This window comes from Methanoculleus horonobensis, assembly GCF_001602375.1.
Taxonomy (GTDB): Archaea; Halobacteriota; Methanomicrobia; order Methanomicrobiales; family Methanoculleaceae; genus Methanoculleus; species Methanoculleus horonobensis.
Window position 1 is genome coordinate 319057 of record NZ_BCNY01000015.1, and the last position, 22679, is coordinate 341735.

A 22679-nucleotide genomic window follows, 5' to 3' on the forward strand; every position below is an offset into this window, starting at 1 on the left:
ATATGGCGGATACGTGATTTACCGGGTTATGGTCGGGAGAAGAGGGTAGAGCGCGCATCACGCGAGAGATGGATCTCGGGGTGCGGGATCGGGAGAACCAGGGTCGTTGCGGTCACCGGGAGGCGTTACCGCCGGCGATGTGCCGGGCGGCGAGTGCTGCGGTGGAGAATGCGGCCTGGAGGTTGTAGCCGCCGGTGTCGCCGTCGATATCGAGCACCTCGCCGATGCAGTAGAGGTTAGGGACGATCTTCGATGCCATCGTTTTTGGGTTGATCCCCTCGAGAGCGACCCCGCCCCGCGTCGCCATCGCTTCGTTGAACCCGCCGAGCCTCGCCACCCGGAACGGGAACTCCGCGATCGATGCGGCGAGCGCGTTCCGGGCCTTCTTTCCGAGGTGGGCGCAGGTCTCTTCCGCCGAAACCCCGGCGAGGTCGAGGAGCCGCCGGACGAACCGCTCGGGGAGGGGAAGACCGGAGAGAACGGTCTTCACCTGCCGGGCCCCGCCCGCCGCGACCGCGTCGGCGAGGCGCTTTCTGACCTCCTCCGAGGTTGCCCCGGAGAGGAACGCGACCCGGAGCACGTCGCCGGGGCGGACGGCGCGGGAGAGGTCGAGGATGCCCGGGCCCGAGAGTCCGGTGTGGGTGAAGAGGAGGTCGCCGGTATGCTGGCGGGCGCGTTTTCCGTCGCGGTAGACGGAGAGGGTGAGGTTCTGAAAGGAGATCCCGGCGAGGTCGGCGAACAGGTAGTCCTCGACGTAGACCGGGGCAAGCGCCGGGGCAGTCTCTGTTACCGGTTGCCCGAGGGCCCGGGCAAAGGCGTAGCCGTCGCCGGTCGAGCCGGTGACGGGGTAGGACGCACCGCCGGTGGCGATGACGAGGGTGCCGACCCGGGTGGTGCCCGTCTTCGTCGTGACCAGGAACCCGTCGTCATCGCGCTCGACGGCCAGCACGGGGTCGCTAGACCGTACCTCCACCCCGCGGGCGGCGCACTCCGCGAGGAGGACGGCGAGGACGTCGGCGGACTTCCGGGTCTCCGGGAAGACCTTCCCCCCGGGCTCGGTCTCCATGCGAAGACCCCGGCCGGCGAAGAACCGGGCGAGATCCCGGTTGGTGAAGTTCATGAGCGCGGGCCGGAGGAACGCCCCGTGGTCGCCGTAATGGGAGAGGAAGTCGGCTATTTCGCCGTCGTGGGTGATGTTGCACTGCCCCGACCCGGCAACGAGGAGTTTTCTGCCCGGCGATGGCTTCTTCTCGAAGACGACGATGTCTCGTCCCTCTCCTGCCGCCTGCAGGGCGCAGAAGAGCCCGGCGGGCCCTCCTCCGATGATCGCGATGGTCTCGTTCACGGTACTGATCGGTCGCCTCCACGAAGCATCAGTATTGGGGTGCGGCGGCCGCTAGATGGATATAGGAGCGGGTTCCCACAGGGCGCCGGATTACCATGCATGTCACACGGATCGTTCTCGGAGGGCTCATCGCACTGCTCCTCGCCGCCGGTGCCGGGGCGGCTACGGCGGACGTGACTACGCATTACTGGCTGGGCGGCGATACCGCCGGGGTCTTCGCTCACCGCCAGGCGGTCTCGGTCGAGAACCCCTCCACCATCGACGGCCTTGCCGTCCCGTTCAACGCCACATACCTCCCCGGGATGCGGCCGGACTTCGCCGATATCCGGTTTATGGATGGAGACGGGACTCCTCTCCCCTACTGGATCGAGAACACGACCGCCGGCTCCCACGCCCGCGTCTGGCTCGCCCTCCCGGCAAACGCGACGGAGGTCGCGATGCTCTACGGCAACCCCGAGGCCCGGGACGCCGGCGATCCCGACGCGGTCTATCTCTTCTTCGAGGACTACGAGCAGGGCGACCTCTCGCGGTGGTCGTCCTGCGGTTCGAGCGCCCTCGTTCAGTCCGATGTCGTCCAGAGCGGCGCCTATGCCGGGGATATCAACGTCTCCGACCCCGACCTCCCGGAGTTCAACGACAGAAGGGTCTGTACCGCGAATATCTCCGCGGGCCCGATCGCCATCGAGGGGGACTTCCGGGTCAGCGAGTTCGGGAAGTGGTGCGGGTCGGGCTACATCCAGGCCGGGAACGGAACCGACCGGCTCTACGCTCTCCACCTCAGGAACGGGTCGGTGCAGCACTATGCCGGCGACCACCGGAACTTCTCCGCCGACAAGCGGGCCGAGACCGATACCTGGTACCACGTCAGGATCGTTTTAGATACGCCGAACGCCACCGAGTACGCCTGGATGGACGGCGAATACCTGGGGAGTGCGCCCATGCGGTTTGCCGACGGGTCGCCGGTGCCGGAGGATGCGGTCTTTGATACGTTCGCCCTGATCGGGTCTTCCGCGTGGAGTTCCGGCGATCCGCATCACTTCTACGCCGACAACGTCGTCGTCAGGAGATACGAGCCTGCCCCGCCGGTGCTCTCTTACGCGGACGGCCCGATCAGCCCGTAACGGCCACGAAGGCGAAGTAAGCGACGACAAGCCCCTGGAAGAGGAAGTAGCCCACGATGTTCCTGACGGCATGTGGAAGAGCGCATGCCCGTTCGGCGCACCGGTGCGAGAACCCCCACAGAGCAATCCCGAGCGGGATGAGGGATACGAGCGCCACCGGCCGGAAGTCCACGGGTGCGAAGAAGCCGGTGAGGGCGAAGACGGCGAGCGCCGCGGTCGCGAGGGTCGCCGCGAGGCCGATGAGCGCAAAACCGAAGACGCGGCCCCGTCGGACGACGAGCGTCCGCTTCCCGCCGGCGATGTCGCCTTCCAGGTCCGGGATCTCGACGCTCGTGATGAAGACAAGGCCGTAAAGGCAGAGCGGGACGGCGAACGCGAAGAAGGCGGCATCCAGCGTCCCTCTCGCGACGAAATAGCCCGCACCCGGCATCAGGAGGCCGAAGGTGATCATGTTGGCGACCTCGCCGAGGTTATGGTAGGCAAGCGCAATCGGCGGCGCCGTGTAGAACCAGCCGAGCAGGTTCCCCGCTATGCCGAAGACGAGGAAGATGACCGGGAAGTCGTAGACGGTCACGAAGAGATACCCGATCAGGATCGAGATCGCCATCAGGATGACCGCTGCCCGGAACGCGGCGGGTTTCAGGCCGGGGTTGACGGCGAGGACGCCGCTCCCCCCGGATATCGACGTTTTCTCAACGAACCGGTCGGCATCGGCATCGAAGTAGTCGTTGCTGTAGTTGACGGAGAGATGCGCCGCCGCCATGGCCGCGTAGCCGAAGAGAAACTGGGCCGGGGTGAACCGTGCCCCGAGGAGAGACGCGAGGAGCGCTCCGGCGGTGAACGGGATAAAGCCCGAGAGGAGGAAGGGGAACCGGCCGAGCCGGATGAAATCTCGGAGGGCACGGGTGTCCATGAAAGAGTCTCCCGCCGCGGAATGGGAGGAGCGGATATATAGCCTTTTTCTAATCCCTATCCGTCCCGACCGCAGGTGAGGAGCGGCACCACGGCCCGTAGCGCATCGACGCCCCCTTCGACGTAGATGAGGCCGAGAACCGCCCGGGCAAGGGTCTCCTTCTCCTGCTGGAGCTCCTCGTTGTCCGGAGTGCGGCGGAGCCCGGAACCGATCCGGCTCTCGTAGAGGTTCCACCGGTCAGAAAGAACCGCGAGGCCTGCCGCCCCGGCGTCTTTGCCGGAGAGAACCTTCAGCCGCAGGGTGACGTCGCCGATGAGCGCAAGAGCGTGGTAGTCGTCAGCGAAGTTCGCAAGCATTGCCAGGTCGTTTGCACGGATCGGAAGCGCGTCTTCAGGGAACCCGGCAAGTATCTCCGAAAAGAGCCGTTTTGTAGAGGCAGCCATCAGAACCCGGGCAAGGCCGTCCGGGCCGCGGAAGGCATGCCCGGTCTCCTGCTCGATGCGGGGAAGGGTGCTCTCCGCCACACGGGCGGCCTGCTCCGCCAGGCTGCCGGTCGCCCTGCACCATCCCCGTATCCGCCGGAGCCGCCGCGATCGCCGGGCCGAACGCCGGTGAACGGGAAGGAATTCCAGGCGGTACTCGCGCATGAGCCCTTCCTCCAGCGCCGCGAGGGTCTCCCCGAACGGGCGGGAGAGCGGCCCGTACTCGTACGCCATACGATATGGTGAGACAACGGACGGATTATAACTTTGTTCTGAGGTAAACCCCCACCCATTGACAAATGGTTACAGGAGACCCATGACGAGCGCCGCGGCGAGCACGAGGTGCAGGCAGAGGAAGAGAGGGACAAGCCTGAACTTTCCTTTCTGCGTCTTGTGCCGGAAGGCACGCATCGCGGCAAAGGCGCCGAACGGCCCGAAGAGCGCGAGGGCGAGGAGCGTTTTTTCGGGCGTCCTCCACGCATTCTTCTCTGCAGACTTTTTGTCGTGGTAGTAGGCAATGAACGAGACGGCATTCACCAGAGCATAGATCACCAGGGCAGCGCCCGGCAGTAAGGTATCCACCATTGAGAACTCCTGCAGCCCGCCCCGATTCCCGGGTTCGGTGCTTTAGCGAGGTACTTTACGCTCTCAGCCTTTTTATGCGGTTCTCCCGATTGTGCTTCTCCCCCGCACCCGGGAAGGATTCAGAGCCCGGGTCTCGCAAGAGAGGGGCAAACAGAGCAAACCTGCTCTTATCCGCAAGACAGATCGGGCAGCGCCACTCCCCGGGGAACATCAAACGCGGCTCACGGCGGAGCGCCCGCATCACCGGTCATTTCGTCATAGATATGCCCGCATATCGAGGAGCGGTAGGTCTGCATGGTCGCGGGGTGTGCCTGCAACGCTTTTTAACCCGGAATGTAGATCTCAGGAGATAGATCATGAGAGAGACCCTTGCGGCGCTCGCGAACCTGACCCGCGCCCATTTCTTCTTCGTCTGGCCCCTGCTCTTCTGCTCGGGGCTGGCGCTCGCGTTCGTGAACTACGGCGGGTTCTCGTGGGAGCTCGTCGTCCGGGCAGCGCTGATCGGCCTCTTTGGGTTCGAAGCCGGGTTCGCCCTGAACGACTACGTCGACCGGGAGTACGACAGAAGAGACGTCAACGGCTCGCTCACCCGCTACTGGCGGCCGTTCGGCGAGCGCCCGATACCGGCAGGAAAACTCTCCCCCCGGGCGGCGTTCGCCATCTTCCTCCTCCTCGCCGGCCTCGCGGCCGCGCTCGCGGCAACCCTGCCTTCGCCGCACAACCTCTACGTCCTCGGGATCATGGGCTACTCCTACGCCGTCGAGTACTTCTACCAGATAACGAAGCGGAACCAGAAGATCCCCCTCGCCCAGATCGTCGGGCGGACGGACTTCGCCCTCTTCCCCGTCGCCGGCTACCTGGTGTATGGCAGCCCGGACGCGACCGCTCTCCTCTTCTTCCTCTTCTTCTACCCCTGGACGCTCGCGCACCTCGGGGCAAACGACATCGCCGATATCGCAAACGACCGCACCCGGGGGATGGCGACGACCCCCGTCCTGTACGGCATGAAGGGCGCGGCCGCCTGGGTTCTCGGCTTCTCGGCCGTCCACGCGGGTATGGCGCTCGTCTTCGGTCTTGCGCTCGGACCGATCGCCGTCGCCGGGTTCGCGGTGGGGCTCATCCTCCTCGGGGCCGCAAACTACCTCATCCTCCGGGGGAAGACCCCGGACGCGGCGATGCGGGCGCTCCCGCTCATGCACGGATCGCTGCTCGTCTACGCCGCGGCGATCATCGCGGGTGCCGTGCTTTAGAACCCGTTCTGCTTGCGGACGATCCCGGAAGGGATCCCGCGGCCGAACCCGGCGTTCCGGAATCGACCACACTCGACATACCCTTTCCGCCAGTGGAGCCGGGTGCGATCTCCGCGAACCTGAAGGTTACCGGCGGGGCTTCCTACGTCACGATGAACGCCCCGTGCATCGCAGGATGGACATCGCACCGGAAGAAGTAGTTTCCCGGGGTCTCGGGTGCCGTGAAGGTGTAGGTGGCGCGGGTGGGACCGGTGACGATCTCGCCGACGAAGATCGCATCGGCCGCGGAAGAGTCCGTGTAGACCGCGACGTTGTGCGGAACCCCGTCATCCCGGTTGTCGAACTCGACCGTCACCTCCGCACCTGCGGGAACCGTTATCGTCTCCGTGCTGAAGCCGAAGTTCTCGGCTGCGATCGCGACGGTCACCCTCGCGACGGCGCGGACCGCTTCCGGGGTCACGCCCGCACCCCCGCGATGGATGCCATGCCTGCGGTCATTCGTATCATGAGCCTCACGGGGCGGCAGGGAACCATAAAGGTTACTTCGCCTGCGCCGTAGCGATCTCCCGGTGCGGCGGCCACGCTCTAAAAAGGAGAGGGAAGCCCTCTCTACTCGACAACGAACTCCCCGTCCATCGGGGGATGCACGTCGCACCGGAAGTAATAGGTTCCGGGCTCCTCCGGCGCCGTGAAGGTATAGGTCACCTGGTCCGGGCCGGTGATGATATCACCGACGAAGATCGCTTCGGCAGCGGAAGAGTCGGTGTAGACCGCGACATTGTGCGGGATGCCGGTATCCTGGTTATAAAAGACCATCGTCACGTTCGCCCCCGCCGGGACGGGGATGGTGGATGTGTTGAAGGCAAAGGCTTCGGCCGCGACCCCCACCGTCACGTCCTGAGTTCCGGGGGCCGCCGGGGTGGGCGTCGCGTTCGCGGCTGGTGTCGTGGTCGCGTTCGCGGTCGGGACCGTCGTGACGTTTGCCGTCGGCGTTATGGTCACGTTCTCGGTCGCGGTCGGCGTTGCAGTCACACCCGCGCCCGGAACCATCGTCACGTTTGCCGTCGGGGCCGGTGTCTCCGTCACGTTCGCCGGGACGACCTTCCAGACCCTGCCGGTCGCGTTCGCGGCGTCCGGGCCTCCTTCTTCGGACGTGAGCGCGTAGAGTTCCGCGTCCGCGTCCTCACCGAACCCGAGGAGGTAGACGTCCAGGGTGCCCGCGGGCGTCCCGGTCACGTTGAGCCTCTGCAGGCTCCACATCGCGATCTCCTCGGGAGTGAGGTTCTCCGCGGAGTCCGGGATGGCCGACGCGTTCCACTCCGCCGGGGGCGTCGCGGCGAGCAGGGTGGCGTTCGCGACGTCGAAGCCGGTGCTCCAGTAGCCGAAGACATAGCGTCCGGCAAGCTCCGGGAGCGCCGTGCCGTTGTAGACCCGGCCGCCGACGAAGACGACACCCAGATCACGGCCGCCCTCGATAACGGGGCCGATCAGGGGTTCGCCGGAGGAACCGTTTGCCGGGCAGGTCGCCGGGGGCATCGTGGGGTTCTCCGGGTCGAAACAGTGGGTTCCCTCCATGAGGCGCCACCCATAGTTGCCGCCGTTCACCACAAGCGAGACCTCTTCAAAGAGGTTCTGGCCGGCATCCGCCGCAAAGAGGTTGCCTTCGGCGTCGAACGTGATGAAGGCCGGGTTCCGGAATCCGTAAGCGTAGATCTCGGGCGGGATGCTTGCGTTTCCGACGAACGGGTTGTCCGCCGGGATCCCGTAGAGGGTACCCGCCGCCGTCGTCCAGGTGGCGTTCTCCGGCACCTCCGTCACGTTCTCCGCGGTGACGTTGTCCACGTCGATCCGGAGCACGTTGCCGTAGATGTTTGTGAGGTTCTGGGCGTTCCCGATCTCGGGAGTGTGGCCGGTGCCGTTGTCGTTCGCCGCGCCGCCGTCCCCGAGCGGCACGTAGAGGTAGCCGTCACGGGGGCCGAACGCGATCGAGCCACCGTTATGGTTGAACTGCGGCTTGTCGATCTCCAAGAGAACCTTCTCCGAGGTCATGTTGACCCGGTCGGGATTCTCAGCGTCGACCTGGAACTCGGAGAGGCGGTTCGTGCAGTCCCAGTCATCAGGCGCCCCCTCCCGGAGAGGAGCGCTGTAGAACGCGAAGACCCGCCCGTTCTCCCCGAAGCCGGGGTGGAAGGCGATCGAGAGGAGCCCGCGCTCGTCGTAGGACGGAGTGAGGTTGACCATGCGGTCGCGGACATCCAGGAACGGTTCCTCAACGAGGGTGCCGTTCGGATCGATGATCGATACCGTCCCGACCTGGTCGACGACGAAGAGCCGGCCCGAGTCGTCGCCGGCGTCCGTGAGCATCAGCGGCGCGACGAGGCCGTCGGCCACGGGCTCGAGGCTCACGTCGAGCGCCTCTCCGGCAAGCCGGGTGGTCGAGGTGTTGTTCAGATACTCCGCCGCGTAGAGAGACCCGGCGTTCGTCAGGTTTCCGGTGGTGGCCGTCAGATTCACCGCTTCGGGAGCGGGAGCCTGCGTGAGGTCGGTTCCGCCGTTTGGGTACACCGCGGCCCCGGCAACGCCTGCCAGGGCGAGAAGCACCAGGAAGGATATCATGACTACGGCTGCTCGTGTCATGCGGCCTTCCTGTCGGGGAAGAGCATATAAACGTTACCCTGCCCGTTCGTAGATCCTGACACCTCCCTCGTCGTAGATGAGGCGGAGCCCCCGGTCCGGCAGCAGGACGTCGTAGCGCTCGTGCTCGGGCTCGCCGGCGTAGAGGAGGGTCGCATTATACTTCTCCATCAGCGCAAGAGTCCGTTCGGGATCTTCGTAGATCGCCCGAACCTCCGCCGGGCGCTCCGTGTACCAGGCCCCGTTCCCGCGCCACGTCAGTTCGTGGCCGATCTGCCCGAGGATCGTCGGGATACCGGTAAAGGACGAGACCCTCGAGTAATAGCCGTAATCGCCGTTTTCTGCCTCGACGATCCGGTGATCACCGTCGAGCGTCCGGAGGAAGGCGATCGCCGCGGCCTCCCCCGGCCGCGTGGCCTCGAGGTAGGCGAAGCCGTCCAGGGTGTGGTAACCCGCAGGGGGGTAGTCGATCCCGAGGAGCCCCCGGCCGACATCGATCTCGAGGGCAACCGGGGCGGCGATGAGACCAACGGCCGCGACGACGGCAGCGCCCTTCCAGACCGCCGCCGGGAGAACCGGCCGGCGCCCGGCAAGCCATCCTCCAGCGAGGAGGAGGGAGCCGGTGCCAAGCAGGATCCAGGCGTCGAAGTAGAACTTGAAGACGGTGTTGAACCGGCTGTAGTCGCCCCCGAGCATCTCCTCAAAATAGAAGACCTCGCAGAAGGCAATCACCGCAAGGCCGGCGATGCAGAGGAGGTCGGCGAACGAGCGCTCCCGACGGAGAAGGAGATAGGCGAGCGGCACCAGGAGGATGGCGAGCGCGGCGTAGCCGGCGGCAAGGGGAGGGACGGCGACGGCGAACGCCACCGGAACCCGCCGGATATCCCGGGCGACGGCGGCGTAGACGAGCGCGAGGAACCCGCCCCAGACCGCGAGGAAGGCGAGCGGGTCGGTGGGAGGGAGGCCCCATCCGATCCCGCCGATACCCGCGGGTTCGAGGTTGAGGTAGTAGGGGAGGTAGATGGAGAGGGCAATGGCAGGGACGCCCACGGCGGCGGCGAGCGTGGAGCGGTCGCGGTCGCGGGCCAGAACAACGAGGAGGAAGACCGCGACGGCGGGGGCGTAGACGAGAGCGTCCCAGGAGGAGAGGAGCGGCATCGACCCGACGGAGAGGCCGAGAAGGAGGATGAGGCCGAACCGCCCCGGGGTTTCGAGCCTGCGCCACCGGAGCCAGGTAAACCCGAGGAGGAAGATGAGGAAGACCTGGTTGAACACAGCAATCTCGAAGGCGTGGACGTTCCCGAGGAAGAGGGAGAAGACCGGAAACTCGACCCGGCCGCCGGGGATGATCCAGTTGGTCTCCTGGAAGGCCGAGTAGATCCCGGCGCCCTCGGCGAGGAACCAGACGACCGAGGGAGGGATGAGGAGGAGGACCGCGAGAGGGAGCCACCGGTATCGATCGAGGAGGAGGCTGCCGAGCGCGTAGAGCATGACAAACGCGGTTCCATAAACCGTGGCCGGAATCAGGTTGAAGGCCACCTCCGACGGGAGGCCGGTGACGATGGCGAGAGAGCCCATCAGCCAGTGGCCGAGGTAGTAGTAGACGGTGAGGTGCCCGCCCGCAAACCAGGGATCGAGCGGGGGCACGACGGGCTCGCGGATGATGCTCGCAATGAATGCGTGGTTCATGTACTGCTCGCTGAAGTAGCCGATGGGCGGGTTTGTAAACCGGACGGCAAGCGCGAAGAGGAACCCGACGAGAAAGACCGCGTCCCAGGCGAGAAGGCCCCGGATCTCGCGGAGCCGGTAGTCGCCCCTCCGGATACCGTAGATCCCGAGAAGAATGGAGACGAGGAGGGCGAGAGCGACCGGAAGGCGGAGGAGGCCGCAGTACCAGGTCGCGAGGGCGAAGAGGAGGAGGGAGGCCGGGTAGGCCGCCGGGTAGGCGTAGTCCCCGAGTGCCGGGCGGAGCCGGGGCCAGAGTGCCATCTGCAGTCCTTTGAGGAGACCTGTCCAGAGGAGGACGTCCCACGCCTGGAGGAGAAGGTTCACGCCCCGGTATCGTGGTCCCGGGTATTTGCGGTTTGCGCTCACTTCCCCACAGAATGATTTAACCAGGGGTTCCGCCATACCACTACAGCCGGGATATGGCCGACACAAAGAAGAACAGGACTTCGGGGGTCATCAGCCTCCGGGAGAGGGGGAAGATCGCCGTCCGGGGAAAGGTTCTCGCCGGCGTGATGACGGCGCCGCAGATGGCGGCGGTATCCCGGATCGCAGAGGAGTTCGGGAACGGCACGGTCGGGCTGACGGCACGGCTCAACGTGGAACTCCCCGGCATCGACCGGCGGGACGCGGGGGAGGTTGCAGAACGGCTCCGGCAGGCCGGGATAGAGCCGGGGAGCACCGGGGCGACTCTTCGGTCGGTCGTCGCCTGCAAGGGTACCGTCTGCAGGCACGGGTGTTACGACACCCAGGGGCTCGCCCGGGCGATCGAGGAGCGTTACGGGGGGTGCGACCTCCCCCGAAAACTGAAGATCTCCGTTTCCGGGTGCCCGAACAACTGTGCTAAAGTCCAGCTCAACGATATCGGGATCATGGGGAGGCGGTTCCCCCTGTTTGCCGATGAATGCGATGGCTGCGGGGCGTGCGAGAAGGTCTGCCGGGAGGGAGCGGTCCGGATCGCCGACGACGAGGTTCTCTTCTCGCGGGAGAACTGCATCGGCTGCGGCGACTGTATCGCGATCTGCCCAAAAGGTGCGATCGGTGTCGCTTCAGAGGGGTTGCGCCTCTTCCTCGGCGGCAGGTCGGGCAGGGTGCTCCGGGTCGGCACCGAGGCCGAGGGGCTGGTCGCCGAAGAAGAGGCGGTCGCGATCGTCGGAAGGCTGATCGACTGCTTCCGGGAGAACGCGCTGCCGGGCGAGCGGTTCGGGGCGATGATGGAGCGCGTGGGGACGGGGATCATCTTTGCAGCCGCCGGGATGAGGCCGCGGGAGTGAGGAAGAGACCGCTCACTGCGGCGTCTCCGCGTTCTGCACGCCGTAAGACTCTCTCCCATCCCCGCCCCAGTCACCGCACTCGGTGACGATCATCCACGTCTCCCGGATTCCCTCCTCCAGCCGCACGATCCGGGCGGTTCCGCCGAGGCTCTCCTCGACCTCAAAGAACTCCCGCGCCTTCTGCTCGTTGAACGGGCCGTAACGTTCGGTGCCGCCGCGATCACCGAGAACCTCGACACGATATTTCAGCCGCGAACCATTCATCATCATTCACCGGACGAGAGAATCGCATGCAGCGCCATAAACCTTGGGGCATCTCGCCGGGATCCGGCGGGCGGAGCAGCGAGAGTGATCCGGGCCGGGATCGGCTGGACGCTCAGGGGGTATCGTCGGGGAGAGATCGGAAAGGGTGTCGGGAAACCGGCATACACAGGATTTCGCCACGCGACAGCGCCCAGCAAACCAATCGGTTCCCGGCGCAACGCTTGATGAGAGGGGGATTGGGGTGACTGTGCATGCCGTTCACGGCTGCCTACCCGTACCGGTGACGTACCTTATATACTATCCAATCATAACTCTACAGGCAGTGTTCTATCTGCATGAGCAATCCAATGGATTATAACAGAGGAAACAGAAATTTCGGCGGACCGAGGAACTTCGGCGGCCCCCGTGAAATGACGAAGACCGTTTGTTCAGACTGTGGGAAGGAGTGCGAAGTCCCCTTCAAGCCGACCGAAGGCAGACCCGTGTATTGCCAGGACTGCCTCCCGAAGCACAGAAAACCCCGGTTCTAAACCAATAAATCTTTTTTTCGAACGTTAATTCCGGCAACAACCGGAATGCCGCCGTAGCAAAACCGTGCCGCTCCCGAGTGGAACGGCCTGCAGGAAAGGAAGAGAAACGGGCTTATAGTAGCCCGAGTTCGGCAAAGAGGGTATTTTTGAGCGCCAGGAGTGCGTCAGCCGCCGCCGAGTCGCTCCGGGTCACGGGGCGGCCGCTGCGGACGGCAACGACCACCGCCGGATCGAACGGGATCTTCCCGGCCACCACGATACCTTCTTTCTCGCAGTAGTCCTCGATCCTCTTGCAGATATCCCCGGCAAGGTCGAACCGGTTGATGGCGACGAAGATCCGGACGCCGAACCGGCGGCAGACGGTCACGAGTCGTTCCAGGTCGTGGAGCGCCGAGACCCCCGGCTCCGTGACGATGAGAACCGCGTCCATACCGCTGATCGTCGCTATCAACGGGCAGCCTATCCCCGGCGGGCCGTCGGCAAGCAGCAGGTCGGCGCCGTCCGCAAGGCTCATCGCCCGCTTCTTCACCTCGGTGACGAGCAATCCCGAGTTCCCCGAGCCTGGAAAAAGACGCGCATGGGCGAGGTTGCCCCGGTCGGTCGCCGAGGTGTAGATCTCGCCGCAGGGACGGGGTTCCATCGAGACCGCGCCCATGGGGCAGACATACGTGCAGACAGCGCAGCCTTCGCAGTGCAGCGTTTCCACCTCCCAGCCGTCGTTGCGCACGATTGCCCCGAACCGGCAGTGGTCGGCGCAGATACCGCAGTCGCGGCACCGTTCCGGATCGATCCGGGCCGCCGCGAGCCCCCGGAACTCCTCCGTCGTGAGCCGACGGGGGTGGAAGAGGAGCTCCAGATTCGCGGCGTCCACGTCGCAGTCGGCGAGAACCTGCGGCACTCCGCTGATATCCGCGAGCGCCGCCGCCACCATCGTCTTCCCGGTGCCGCCCTTGCCGCTCACGACCGCAAGCCGGATCACGGGCTCACCCCCGCAATCTTCACGGCCGCTTCAAAGAGGTCGGCGAACCGCTCCTCCCACCCGGGAAGGTCACGGCAGATCAGCCCGCCCCGGTTCTGGATGCCGGCGATCTCCCGCGAGAACGGGATGGTCATGATGACGGGAAGCCCGTGCTCCCGGCAGAAGGCGAGGGTCTCCTCGTCCTGGCCGTCGCTCCGATTGATCACGACGCCGGCGGGAATGCCGATCCGCTCCACCACCTCGGCCGCGAGACGGAGGTCGTGCAGACCGAACGGGGTCGATTCCGTCACCAGGATGCAGGCATCGCTCCCCTCCAGCGTCTCGATCACCGGGCAGGCGATCCCCGGGGAGGCGTCGTAGAGGATAAGGGGATGCCCCTGTGCGAGCATCTTTGCCGCCCGGATGACCGCCGGGGCCATCACCTCCCCCTCGTTCAAGACGCCGCTCACCAGCGTGAGACGGGGGACCGGGCAGGAGCATGCGACCCGGCCGATGGTGCGCGGAACCTCGCGGACGGCTCCCTGCGGGCAGACGACGGAGCAGCCCCCGCACGAGTGGCAGAGGTTCGGGAAGACGAGGACGCGGTCTTTCAAGACCGAGAGTGCCCCGAACCGGCAGAACTTCCCGCACTCACCGCAGAGGGTGCACCGGGCCGGATCGATCTCCGGCACCGTGGTTGTCACCGGCACGTCCACGGCAGGAGCCGGAAAGAAGAGGTGGAGGTTCGGCTCTTCGACGTCGCAGTCGACGAGCGCCACCTCGCGGGAGCGGGAGAGCGTGCAGGCGAGGTTCGCCGCCACCGTGCTCTTCCCGGTGCCGCCTTTCCCGCTTGCAATCGCGATCTTCATGCTGGATCCCGCTTCACGCAAGGGGGAGCGGCTGCAGGTTCCCGGCGGTATACTCCCCGAGGGCATCGGCCACGCTACCGCTTCCGCGGTAGGCGTAGGCCTTGATACCACCTGCTTCGAGCGCTTTTGCGGCGTTCCCGCCGACCTGACCGGTGATGACTGCCGTCGCGCCGTGCTCCGAAAACATCTGGACCGCCCGGGGCCCGACCCCGCCCGCAGCGTCGACGAGGGGATTCTCAACCGATTCCGCTTTCCCCGTCTCCGTGTCGACGAAGACGAAGTAAGGTGCCCGGCCGAACCGCTGCTCGACCGGGGCGTCCGTGCCTGCTGCACGTGCCGTGATACCAATTATCATCCTGATACACTCCTCTGGTGATTTTTGCTCATATGAGCATAATACTATGGTTGGTGCACCCGTCTCAGTGGTGCCCGTCGCACTCGCCGCCGTCTTCGTGGTGGCAGGAGCTCTTCCCCGGAGTGAGACGGCCAGCGATATAATCCTGTGCCACGTAATCAGTATTCCCGCTGATGCCGAGGAGAACCTGAATACCGTTCTCGTTGAAGAGTTCGACGGCCCGCGGCCCCATTCCGCCCGCGATGATCAGGTTAACCCCGTGCTCCGCGAGAAAGACCGGGAGGCGGCCGGGTTCGTGGCCGGGGTTCGGGAGATCGTCCCTCCTGTAGATGATCGAGTCTTCGACGTCGAATATTGCGTAACCCCCACAGTGCCCGAAGTGTTCTGATACCCTATTTCCGTCCTGTGCAATTGCTATCCTCATGATATCACCGAATTCACGCGACCCCGTATACGCTACCGGTCGCATGCAACGTACTACACATATGCGCGAAAGAAAGTAAAACCACTCATCGTACCATCCGGTGGCTGGCCGGGGAACCTTTTTTAAGGCGAATGACATCCCTGCGGTGTAAGTTGCAGAAACCTGGTGAGATTGATGATTCAGCCCTTGGATATCGAAGAGTACCGGAACGTCTACGAACCGGGAAAGGTGGAGTGCGCCAGCACCGAGGAGATGAGGCCGCTCGAGGAGATCATCGGCCAGGAACGGGCGCTCCGGGCGCTGCGGTTCGGCCTTGAGATTCGGGAGGCCGGGTTCAACGTCTACGCCGCGGGCGCCCAGGGAACCGGACGGGTGAGAGCCGTCCGGAGTTTCCTCGACGAACTCGCGAAGGCCAAGCCCCGGGCGCGTGACTGGGTCTACGTGCATAACTTCGAGAACCAGTACGAGCCCAACGCCATCGCCCTCCCTGCCGGGAGAGGGACGGAGTTTCGGGAGGATGTGAAACGGTTCATCGAGGAGGCGCGGCAGGCGCTTCCCCGGGCGTTCCAGAGCGAAGAGTACGCCAAACGGCGGGACGAGATGCTCCAGTCGCTCCAGGGGAACAGAACGGATCTCATCGCCCGGATCAACCAGAAAGCCCAGGATGCAGGGTTCGTCATCCAGATGAGCCCCATCGGTCTTTTGACCATCCCGGTCATCGACGGGAGGCCGGTTCCCGAGGAGGAGTTCATCAACCTCCCAAGCGACGTACGGGCGGAAGTTCAGCGGCGGCGTGACGCTCTCGGCACCGACCTCCGGAGCATGCTCCGGCAGGTGCAGGATATCGAGCGGCAGGGGGCCGAGGCGGTCAAGGACGTAAACCACGATATCGCCCTCTACGCGATAGGGAACCTCGTCGCCGAACTCAAGGAGAAGTATGCCGACGTCCCGGAGGTTCCCGGGTATATCGACGCCGTCCAGAACGACATCCTCGAGAACACCCAGTTATTCCTCGGTCTCCCCGAGCAGCAGGGCGTCCCGCCCCAGTTCCAGGCCTTCATGCGGGAGATTCCGTTCCGGAAGTACGAAGTGAACGTCGTCGTCGACAACGCCGGGACAGAAGGCGCACCGGTGGTCTTCGAGCAGAACCCCACCTACCAGAACCTCCTTGGAAAGATCGAGAAGGAGGTGCAGTTCGGGATCTTCACGACCGACTTCACGATGATCCGGCCGGGCTCGCTGCACCGGGCCAACGGCGGCTATCTCGTCCTCGACGCCGAAGACCTCCTGCGTGCCCCGCTCTCCTGGGACGGGCTCAAGACGGCTTTGAAGACCGGGGAGGCAGTCATCGAGGAGCCGGGAGAACGGATGGGGTTCATCACGGCAAAGACGATCAAGCCCGAACCCATCCCCCTCGACATCAAGGTGGCCCTCATCGGGACGCCGATGATCTACCAGCTCCTCTACCGGATGGACACCGACTTCAAGGAGCTCTTCAAGGTCAAGGCCGACTTCGACATCGTGATGGAGCGAAACGATGAGAACGCCAATAAATACGCCGACTTTATCTGCAACCTCGTCCGGGAGGAGAACCTCCGGCACCTCGAGCGGGAGGCGATCGCCCGGGTGATCGAGTACGGGTCGAGACTCGCTGCGGACAAAGAGAGACTCTCGACCCGGTTCTCGGCGGTTGCCGACCTCATCCGGGAGGCGAACTTCTACGCCGCAGAGGACGGGGCCGATCGGATCGAGAGGAGGCACGTCACGAAGGCGATCGAGGAGAAGATCTACCGCTCGAACCTGATCCAGCAGAAGATCGAGGAGTACATCCAGAGAGGGATCTTCCTCATCGATACCGAGGGCGAGAAGGTCGGCCAGGTGAACGGTCTCTCGGTCATCGGACTCGGTGACTTTGCGTTCGGCCGGCCTTCGAAGGTGACCGCGAGCATCGGGGTCGGCCGCGAAGGGATCATGGACATCGAGCGTGAGGCCGCGCTCGGCGGGCCGATCCACACGAAAGGCGTTCTGATCATCAGCGGTTACCTCAACAACAACTACGCGCGCGATAAGCCGCTCTCCCTCTCCGCCCGGCTGGTCTTCGAGCAGAGTTACGAGGGGATCGAGGGCGACTCCGCATCGAGCACCGAGCTCTACGCCCTCCTCTCGGCGCTCTCGGGGATTCCGCTGAAGCAGTACCTCGCCGTCACGGGTTCGGTGAACCAGAACGGCGAAGTCCAGGCGATCGGTGGCGTGAACGAGAAACTGGAGGGGTTCTTCGAGGTCTGCAAAGCCAAAGGGCTCAACGGAAACCAGGGGGCGTTGATCCCGGCAAGCAACGTCCAGAACCTGATGCTGAAAGAGGAGATCGTCGAGGCCGCGAAGGCGGGGAAGTTCCGGATCTACCCGGTGCGGACGATCGACGAAGGCATCGAGGTTCTCACGGGTGTTCCGGCGGGCGTGCGCCGGGATGACGGCACCTACGAAGAGGGGACGGTGAACTACCTGGTGGACCGGCGCCTTCGGGAGATGGCCGAGACGATGCGCGGATTCCAGCCGATGACGGCGAAGTGACCGGAATGGAGCGGAAGCGGTCGGTCTACATGGACCATGCGGCGACGACGCCGGTGCGGCCGGAGGTCGCCCGGGCGATGCTCCCCTACTTCTCGGAGCGGTTCGGGAACCCCTCCTCGCTCTATGCCCTCGCCCGCGAGGCGAAGGAGGCGGTCGAGGAGGCGCGGGGGCAGGTGGCGGCGGCGATCGGCGCGACCCCCGAGGAGATCTACTTCACCTCCGGCGGGACGGAGGCCGACAACTGGGCGATCAAGGGGACGGCGGCGGCGAGGCGGAAGAAGGGCGACCATATCATCACCTCCTCAATCGAGCACCACGCCGTCCTCCATACCTGCGAGAACCTCGAAAAACAGGGCTACCGGGTCACCTACCTCCCGGTCGACGAGTTCGGGCGGGTGGAGCCGGGATCCGTCGAAGCGGCGATCACCGATGCGACGATCCTCATCTCGGTGATGGCCGCGAACAACGAGATCGGGACGATCCAGCCGGTACGGGCGATCGCGGAGGTCGCGCACGACCACAAAATCCCGTTCCACACCGACGCAGTCCAGGCGATCGGGACATTTCCAGTGGACGTGAACGAGATGGGAGCCGACCTCCTCGCCCTCTCCGCCCACAAATTCGGCGGCCCGAAGGGGACGGGAGCGCTCTACGTCAGGCGGGGAACCCGGGTAGGGACGTTCATGGACGGCGGGGCGCAGGAACGGGGGCGGCGTGCCGGAACCGAGAACGTTCCCGGGATCGTGGGGCTCGGGCGAGCGATCGAACTCGCGGTCGCCGGGATGCCCCAGAACGCTCCCCGGCTTGCCGCGATGCGGGATAGGCTGATCCGGGGGATCATGGACGCGATCCCGGACACCCGCTTGAACGGCCACCCGACCGAGCGGCTCCCGAATAACGTGAACGTCGCGTTCCGCTACGTCGAGGGGGAGTCGATCCTCCTCATGCTCGACGCCCTCGGGGTTGCCGCCTCGACGGGGAGTGCCTGCACCTCGGCATCGCTCGAGCCCTCGCACGTCCTGACCTCGTGCGGTCTGGCGCCGGAGCACGCCCACGGCTCGCTCCGGCTCACCCTCGGGTACGCGAACACCGAGGAAGACGTCGACTACGTCCTTGAGGTGCTCCCGGGGATCATCGAGCGGCTGCGGGCGATCTCGCCGCTCCGGGGGGAGGCGTGAATGGCCGGGATCTTCCGGGCCTACGACATCCGGGGGCGCTACCCCGACGAACTCGATGAGGCGACCGCAAAGCGGATCGGGAACGCCTTCGTCGCGCTTCTTGCGGCGGAGCGGATCGTCGTCGGCCGGGACATGCGTCTCTCGTCGGAACCGCTCTCCCGGGCGTTCACCCGCGGGGCGGTCGAGGCCGGGGCGGAGGTTGCGGATATCGGGATGGCGAGCACGCCGCTCCTCAACTACGCGATCGCTGCCGGGGGGTTCGACGGCGGGGCGATGGTGACGGCCTCCCACCTGCCCGGTGATATGAACGGGTTCAAGCTCGCCCGCGAGAACGCCGTCCCCCTCTCCGGCGACCGCGACCTGCCGCTCCTCGAGACCCGGACCGGGGAGGAGCGGGTCGCCCGCGCCGGGGGGTCGTCCCGCGAGCTTGGGATGCTGGACGACTACATCGGGGCGGTAGCCGGGTTCGTCCGGGCGCCGAAACGCCTCACGGTCGTCGCGGACGCCGGGAACGGGATGGCCGGGCCGGAGGTGCCCCGCCTCTTCGAGCGGGTGCCGGCATGGCACCTCGTCCCGATGTACACTGAACCCGACGGCCGGTTCCCGCACCACCACGCAAACCCGCTCGACCCCGCGACCACCCGGGAACTGCAGGAACGGGTCGTGGCCGAGGGCGCGGAGATGGGGGTGGCGTTCGACGGTGACGGCGACCGGTGCGGGCTCATCGACGAGCGAGGCGAGCGCGTCCGGGAAGACCTGGTGACCGCCCTCGTCGCGGATTACCTGCTTGGCGAGAACCCGGGGGCGACGATCCTCTACGACCTGCGGTCGAGCCGGGCGGTCCGCGAGGCGATCGAGCGGGCCCATGGTCGGGGCGTCCGCTCCAGGGTCGGCCACGCCTTCATCAAGGCCGCGATGCGCGAGGAGGACGCCCTCTTTGCCGGAGAACTCTCCGGGCACTACTACTACCGGGACATGGGGTTCACCGACAACGGCCTTCTCACGCTGGTCATGGTTGCAAACATCCTCGCCGCGAGCGGCAGGACGCTCTCCGAACTCGTCAAACCCCTCGACCGTTACCCTTCGACCGGGGAGATCAACCTCGCGGTGCGCGACCCCTCGGCGGTGCTCGCGGTGCTTGCGGCACGCTACCGCGACGCGGAGCTTGACAGACTCGACGGGCTGACGGCAACCTACCCCGACTGGTGGTTCAACATCCGCCGTTCCCACACCGAGCCGGTGGTGCGGCTGAACATCGAGGCGGATACGAGGAGCCTCCTCGATGAGAAGGAGCGGGAGGTGCTCGCGGCCATCCGGGAGGCCGAAGAGTCGGCGGGGGAGACGTAAGGGTCCGGTCTGCAAGGATAAAGGGGGACGGCCCCCGGTTCACGCACCCGTTACCGGACGGCCTCTCCAGCGCATCGCCGCCATGCAGCATGCCCCACGCAGACGAGCCGTTCAGTTCTTCGCCGCTCCAAAACGCGCCGTTAATCCATTGCTTCGGTTGGAAGGGCGCGATGGGCAACAGCCGTAACTTATAAGTATCCGATATTCCACTGTTGCCCGGCAGGCTGCAGCTTGCAACCGAAGCGGGGTCGGGTGAAACGCCCGGAAAACCGTGATCCCGGAGAGAAGCCGGGGTGCAACGGGCACCCGCACCTCGAGGAAAGCCGAACAGGTATTGATGTGGTGATGAGAATGGCACAACAGCAGCAGATGGAGTCCCAGTCCTGGCAGGAGACCATGATCCGGAAGTCGAACAACCAGGAGGAGCAGTTCAGCCCCGACAAGATCAGGAGGTCGGTGCAGAACGCCGGAGCAAGCCAGGAACTGGCGGATGAGATCACCCAGCAGATTCAGGGGAGCACCCACAGCGGGATGACGACCTCCGAGATCGACAGCAGCATCCAGGATATCCTCAGGCAGAGGGATATGAACGCCTACAACAACTGGATGCAGTGGAAAGAGCAGCACCAGAGCTCGCAGTAAGAACGACTCAAATCTTCCCGCAGGCGGTCTATTATACCAGGCGCCGGACGTCCGTCGGCAGTTCTGCACGGCGGACATCCGGACGTTACGCCTGCCGGGATGCGTATGCCCGCAAGAGCGCGCACAATGTTTTTATGATCCCAGAACAATATTTATCTGCAGTAGGATTCCGGGATCTCCCGGACGTCTGAGATGCGTGCATCATCTCCGAATTCAGGCCGGCTGCATAACAATTCTCGGGCCCGTAGCTTAGTCCGGTCAGAGCGCCCGGCTCATAACCGGGCGGTCGTGGGTTCGAATCCCTCCGGGCCCATGTTTTGCAGAATCTTTTTGATAATCGGTATATGGCGGGCAGATACCGCAGGGCGGTTCCGCGAATGAGCGTTTATTCGATGCATTGAACAGAAATCCGTTAGAAAAGCCTATCTCCCGAGACGGGAATAGTTTTCTAAGATATCATGGTCGATCTGATCGAAGGAGTTGTAATCCTCGTATTGTTCCTCGCTGTTCTGGTCTTATTCTACAGATACTCCAGGATCCAGGGTCAGGTCGAGCAGAACGCACGGGAGATATTCGAAACCTGGCGCCGGGGGGAGCGGGAGGATATCGAGGCCTGGAAAGAGCGGGAACTCAGGCGCCTATCTGACGAGAAAGCAAGGATCCTCTTTGATGCGTGGAGGCAGGAAGAAGAGGGGAATATCCGCACCGACGCGGTCAGGCGCAGCCAGTCGGTGACCCGGGGGAAGGTCACGGAGTGCCTCATCCCGTACTTCCCCGACTTCCCCTACAACCCGAAGGATGCACGGTTCTTAGGAACCCCGGTCGATCTCATCGTCTTCGACGGACTCTCCGACGCCGATGAGGTGGAGAAGGTTGTCTTTGTCGAGATAAAGACGGGCAAAGCCGCCAACCTGAGCAAACGGGAGCGTGCCGTCAGGGAGTGCATCAAAGCCGGGCGAGTGCAGTACTCCACCATCCACCAGTCGTTCGACGAAGACGCCAACCGGCTGCGGGATATGGGGATGAACTAGCCATACGGCCGTATCGGGCTTTGAACCGCCGCCGGAGAACGCGCTTCACAAAAAAAGTTCGGAACGGATACCTTTAGATCAATCACCGGGGCGACGGATCGAATGAGGCGTCCTCGTCCTCCGGGCACCCCTCCTCCCGCTCGCGGCCGCACCCAACGATCCGGATCGTCTTCCCGTGCACCAGGGCGTCCGCGACCTTTGCCCGCGCCTCGTGGAGGTCGCGCCAGAGGGTCTTTCGGGAGACGCCGAGGGCGACGGCGGCCTCCTCCTGCTCGAGCCCCTGGAGGTCGACGAGCCGCAGGGCCTCCACCTCCTCGGGGAGGACGACGACGAACTCATCAGGCCCCCCGCAGAGCGGGCCGAAACACCGGAACGCCCCCTGATTCCCGATCATCCGGCGAACCCGGGGCCTGCCCCGCTGGCGGCGGCCGCGCCCCTCGCCGGGTTCTCTCTCGTTCATGCTACCGATCTCCTGAGTAGAGATCGGTCTCCCGTCCAGATAGTGCCTTCGCTCCGGGTCGGCGGCTCACTCCGCCTCCCGGAGCATCGCCTCAACCGCATCTGCCAGGGGCCCGAGTTCGGTCAGGATGATGTCCCAGAGAATTGTCGGTTTCACCGAGTAGTACGAGTGGACGCTTATGTCCCGGAGCCCGGCGATCTTTCGCCATTCAATCTCCGGATGACCTGCGGTAATATCGGCAGGGATCTGCTTCACCGCTTCCCCAATTGTGATGAACCTGAGCACGACGGCATCAAGGCACATGGGATCGCCCGCAAACTCCTCAAACGTCCGGTCCCCTGCATAGGAGCTGATGGAAGCGATGGCATCACGGATGTCCTCCAGATAGAGGAGGAGATCCCTAGGCATAGACGACCTCACCGAGGACAGTCTCCCGGATCCGGGGCTTCAAGGTATCGGTGATGACGAGATCCGTCCTTCGTCCCAGGAGATCCTCAAGGTAGAACTTGAGGCCCATGAAGTGATCAAAGGTCTCCTCCCCCTCCCGGAACTCCACCAGAATATCGATGTCGCTTGCCCCGGTGGCCTCGCCACGCGCCACAGATCCGAAGATGCCGATACGGGCTACGCCATAGCGTTCCCGGATAGTGTGAAGATTCTGCTGGATCTGGGTGAGTGGATGTACCATTATTCTGTGATGCTGCATCCATCCACTTATATC

24 protein-coding genes and 1 tRNA gene are annotated in these 22679 nt (G+C 64.8%); 10 read left to right on the top strand and 15 right to left on the bottom strand.

What is annotated here, in order from left to right; all coding sequences use genetic code 11:
* Window positions 1-112: 112 nt before the first annotated feature.
* Window positions 113-1345 carry a BaiN/RdsA family NAD(P)/FAD-dependent oxidoreductase gene (locus tag MCUHO_RS09255; RefSeq protein WP_067077318.1) on the bottom strand — a complete coding sequence of 411 codons (1233 nt, stop codon included), beginning with the start codon at window positions 1343-1345 and terminating at the stop codon, window positions 113-115.
* Between the two features lie 95 nt (window positions 1346-1440).
* On the opposite strand from MCUHO_RS09255, the gene MCUHO_RS09260 reads away from it, so the two are divergent.
* Complete coding sequence (locus MCUHO_RS09260) at window positions 1441-2466, top strand: DUF2341 domain-containing protein (protein WP_067077322.1); 1026 nt, start codon at window positions 1441-1443, stop codon at window positions 2464-2466.
* Here MCUHO_RS09260 and MCUHO_RS09265 read toward each other — a convergent pair.
* From MCUHO_RS09265 to MCUHO_RS09275, 3 genes are all read right to left on the bottom strand, one after another.
* Window positions 2456-3379 (bottom strand): prenyltransferase, encoded by a 924-nt coding sequence (locus MCUHO_RS09265; RefSeq protein ID WP_067077325.1) that lies wholly within the window; start codon window positions 3377-3379, stop codon window positions 2456-2458. The two genes, MCUHO_RS09260 and MCUHO_RS09265, sit on opposite strands and share 11 nt — an antisense overlap.
* A gap of 56 nt (window positions 3380-3435) precedes the next feature.
* On the bottom strand, window positions 3436-4095 hold the full coding sequence (locus MCUHO_RS09270; protein ID WP_067077328.1) for a hypothetical protein: 660 nt from the start codon (window positions 4093-4095) through the stop codon (window positions 3436-3438).
* A gap of 69 nt (window positions 4096-4164) precedes the next feature.
* Window positions 4165-4446, bottom strand: a complete 282-nt coding sequence (locus MCUHO_RS09275; protein ID WP_067077330.1) for a DUF1294 domain-containing protein — start codon at window positions 4444-4446, stop codon at window positions 4165-4167.
* 356 nt (window positions 4447-4802) lie between these two features.
* Between MCUHO_RS09275 and MCUHO_RS09280 the strand changes: the two genes are divergently transcribed.
* Window positions 4803-5696, top strand: a complete 894-nt coding sequence (locus tag MCUHO_RS09280; protein ID WP_067077332.1) for a UbiA family prenyltransferase — start codon at window positions 4803-4805, stop codon at window positions 5694-5696.
* 142 nt (window positions 5697-5838) lie between these two features.
* Here the strand turns inward: MCUHO_RS09280 and MCUHO_RS09285 are convergent, their stop codons facing one another.
* From MCUHO_RS09285 to MCUHO_RS09295, 3 genes are all read right to left on the bottom strand, one after another.
* Complete coding sequence (locus MCUHO_RS09285) at window positions 5839-6156, bottom strand: cupredoxin domain-containing protein (RefSeq protein ID WP_235808233.1); 318 nt, start codon at window positions 6154-6156, stop codon at window positions 5839-5841.
* Window positions 6157-6305: 149 nt separating this feature from the next.
* The gene (locus MCUHO_RS09290; protein WP_235808234.1) at window positions 6306-8333 is read right to left on the bottom strand and encodes a PQQ-dependent sugar dehydrogenase; all 2028 of its coding nucleotides are present in this window, start codon (window positions 8331-8333) and stop codon (window positions 6306-6308) included.
* Window positions 8334-8366: 33 nt separating this feature from the next.
* Entirely contained in the window at window positions 8367-10460 is a 2094-nt protein-coding gene (locus MCUHO_RS09295; RefSeq protein ID WP_235808235.1) for a DUF2298 domain-containing protein, read from the bottom strand.
* Window positions 10461-10477: 17 nt separating this feature from the next.
* On the opposite strand from MCUHO_RS09295, the gene MCUHO_RS09300 reads away from it, so the two are divergent.
* Window positions 10478-11329 carry a 4Fe-4S dicluster domain-containing protein gene (locus MCUHO_RS09300; RefSeq protein WP_067077344.1) on the top strand — a complete coding sequence of 284 codons (852 nt, stop codon included), beginning with the start codon at window positions 10478-10480 and terminating at the stop codon, window positions 11327-11329.
* 12 nt (window positions 11330-11341) lie between these two features.
* Here the strand turns inward: MCUHO_RS09300 and MCUHO_RS09305 are convergent, their stop codons facing one another.
* Window positions 11342-11599, bottom strand: a complete 258-nt coding sequence (locus tag MCUHO_RS09305; RefSeq protein WP_235808236.1) for a hypothetical protein — start codon at window positions 11597-11599, stop codon at window positions 11342-11344.
* Window positions 11600-11928: 329 nt separating this feature from the next.
* Between MCUHO_RS09305 and MCUHO_RS12400 the strand changes: the two genes are divergently transcribed.
* Window positions 11929-12123, top strand: coding sequence for a CxxC-x17-CxxC domain-containing protein (locus tag MCUHO_RS12400; RefSeq protein ID WP_011845255.1), 195 nt, complete (start codon window positions 11929-11931; stop codon window positions 12121-12123).
* A 112-nt stretch (window positions 12124-12235) separates the two neighbouring features.
* Here MCUHO_RS12400 and MCUHO_RS09310 read toward each other — a convergent pair whose 3' ends face one another.
* The 4 genes from MCUHO_RS09310 to MCUHO_RS09325 form a co-directional block, all read right to left on the bottom strand.
* A complete protein-coding gene (locus MCUHO_RS09310) occupies window positions 12236-13102 on the bottom strand; it encodes an ATP-binding protein (RefSeq protein ID WP_067077348.1) in 867 nt (288 codons plus the stop codon).
* Window positions 13099-13950 (bottom strand): nucleotide-binding protein, encoded by an 852-nt coding sequence (locus MCUHO_RS09315; protein ID WP_067077351.1) that lies wholly within the window; start codon window positions 13948-13950, stop codon window positions 13099-13101. Before MCUHO_RS09315 ends, MCUHO_RS09310 begins: the two co-directional genes overlap by 4 nt.
* Window positions 13951-13963: 13 nt before the next feature.
* Entirely contained in the window at window positions 13964-14305 is a 342-nt protein-coding gene (locus tag MCUHO_RS09320; protein WP_067077355.1) for a NifB/NifX family molybdenum-iron cluster-binding protein, read from the bottom strand.
* Between the two features lie 64 nt (window positions 14306-14369).
* Window positions 14370-14729, bottom strand: a complete 360-nt coding sequence (locus MCUHO_RS09325) for a NifB/NifX family molybdenum-iron cluster-binding protein (RefSeq protein ID WP_067077360.1) — start codon at window positions 14727-14729, stop codon at window positions 14370-14372.
* 174 nt (window positions 14730-14903) lie between these two features.
* Here MCUHO_RS09325 and MCUHO_RS09330 point away from each other — a divergent pair, with 174 nt between their 5' ends.
* From MCUHO_RS09330 to MCUHO_RS09355, 6 genes are all read left to right on the top strand, one after another.
* A complete protein-coding gene (locus MCUHO_RS09330; RefSeq protein ID WP_067077363.1) occupies window positions 14904-17300 on the top strand; it encodes a Lon protease family protein in 2397 nt (798 codons plus the stop codon).
* A 5-nt stretch (window positions 17301-17305) separates the two neighbouring features.
* Window positions 17306-18478, top strand: coding sequence for a cysteine desulfurase NifS (gene nifS, locus MCUHO_RS09335; protein ID WP_067077366.1), 1173 nt, complete (start codon window positions 17306-17308; stop codon window positions 18476-18478).
* Window positions 18479-19825 (top strand): phosphomannomutase/phosphoglucomutase, encoded by a 1347-nt coding sequence (locus tag MCUHO_RS09340; protein ID WP_067077371.1) that lies wholly within the window; start codon window positions 18479-18481, stop codon window positions 19823-19825. It abuts the gene before it with no gap.
* 351 nt (window positions 19826-20176) lie between these two features.
* Entirely contained in the window at window positions 20177-20467 is a 291-nt protein-coding gene (locus MCUHO_RS09345; RefSeq protein WP_161485894.1) for an ATP cone domain-containing protein, read from the top strand.
* A gap of 238 nt (window positions 20468-20705) precedes the next feature.
* A tRNA-Ile gene (locus MCUHO_RS09350) sits at window positions 20706-20780 on the top strand.
* Between the two features lie 145 nt (window positions 20781-20925).
* Window positions 20926-21498 carry a Holliday junction resolvase-like protein gene (locus MCUHO_RS09355; RefSeq protein ID WP_067077379.1) on the top strand — a complete coding sequence of 191 codons (573 nt, stop codon included), beginning with the start codon at window positions 20926-20928 and terminating at the stop codon, window positions 21496-21498.
* Between the two features lie 82 nt (window positions 21499-21580).
* Here the strand turns inward: MCUHO_RS09355 and MCUHO_RS09360 are convergent, their stop codons facing one another.
* The 3 genes from MCUHO_RS09360 to MCUHO_RS09370 all read right to left on the bottom strand — a co-directional run bounded on the left by MCUHO_RS09360 (window position 21581) and on the right by MCUHO_RS09370 (window position 22646).
* The gene (locus MCUHO_RS09360) at window positions 21581-21958 is read right to left on the bottom strand and encodes a DUF134 domain-containing protein (protein WP_067077382.1); all 378 of its coding nucleotides are present in this window, start codon (window positions 21956-21958) and stop codon (window positions 21581-21583) included.
* A 66-nt stretch (window positions 21959-22024) separates the two neighbouring features.
* Window positions 22025-22366: a HepT-like ribonuclease domain-containing protein gene (locus tag MCUHO_RS09365; RefSeq protein WP_067077386.1), complete on the bottom strand. Its 342-nt coding sequence runs from the start codon at window positions 22364-22366 to the stop codon at window positions 22025-22027.
* The gene (locus MCUHO_RS09370; protein WP_067077389.1) at window positions 22359-22646 is read right to left on the bottom strand and encodes a nucleotidyltransferase family protein; all 288 of its coding nucleotides are present in this window, start codon (window positions 22644-22646) and stop codon (window positions 22359-22361) included. The genes MCUHO_RS09365 and MCUHO_RS09370 overlap by 8 nt, the downstream gene beginning before the upstream one ends.
* Window positions 22647-22679: the final 33 nt, after the last annotated feature.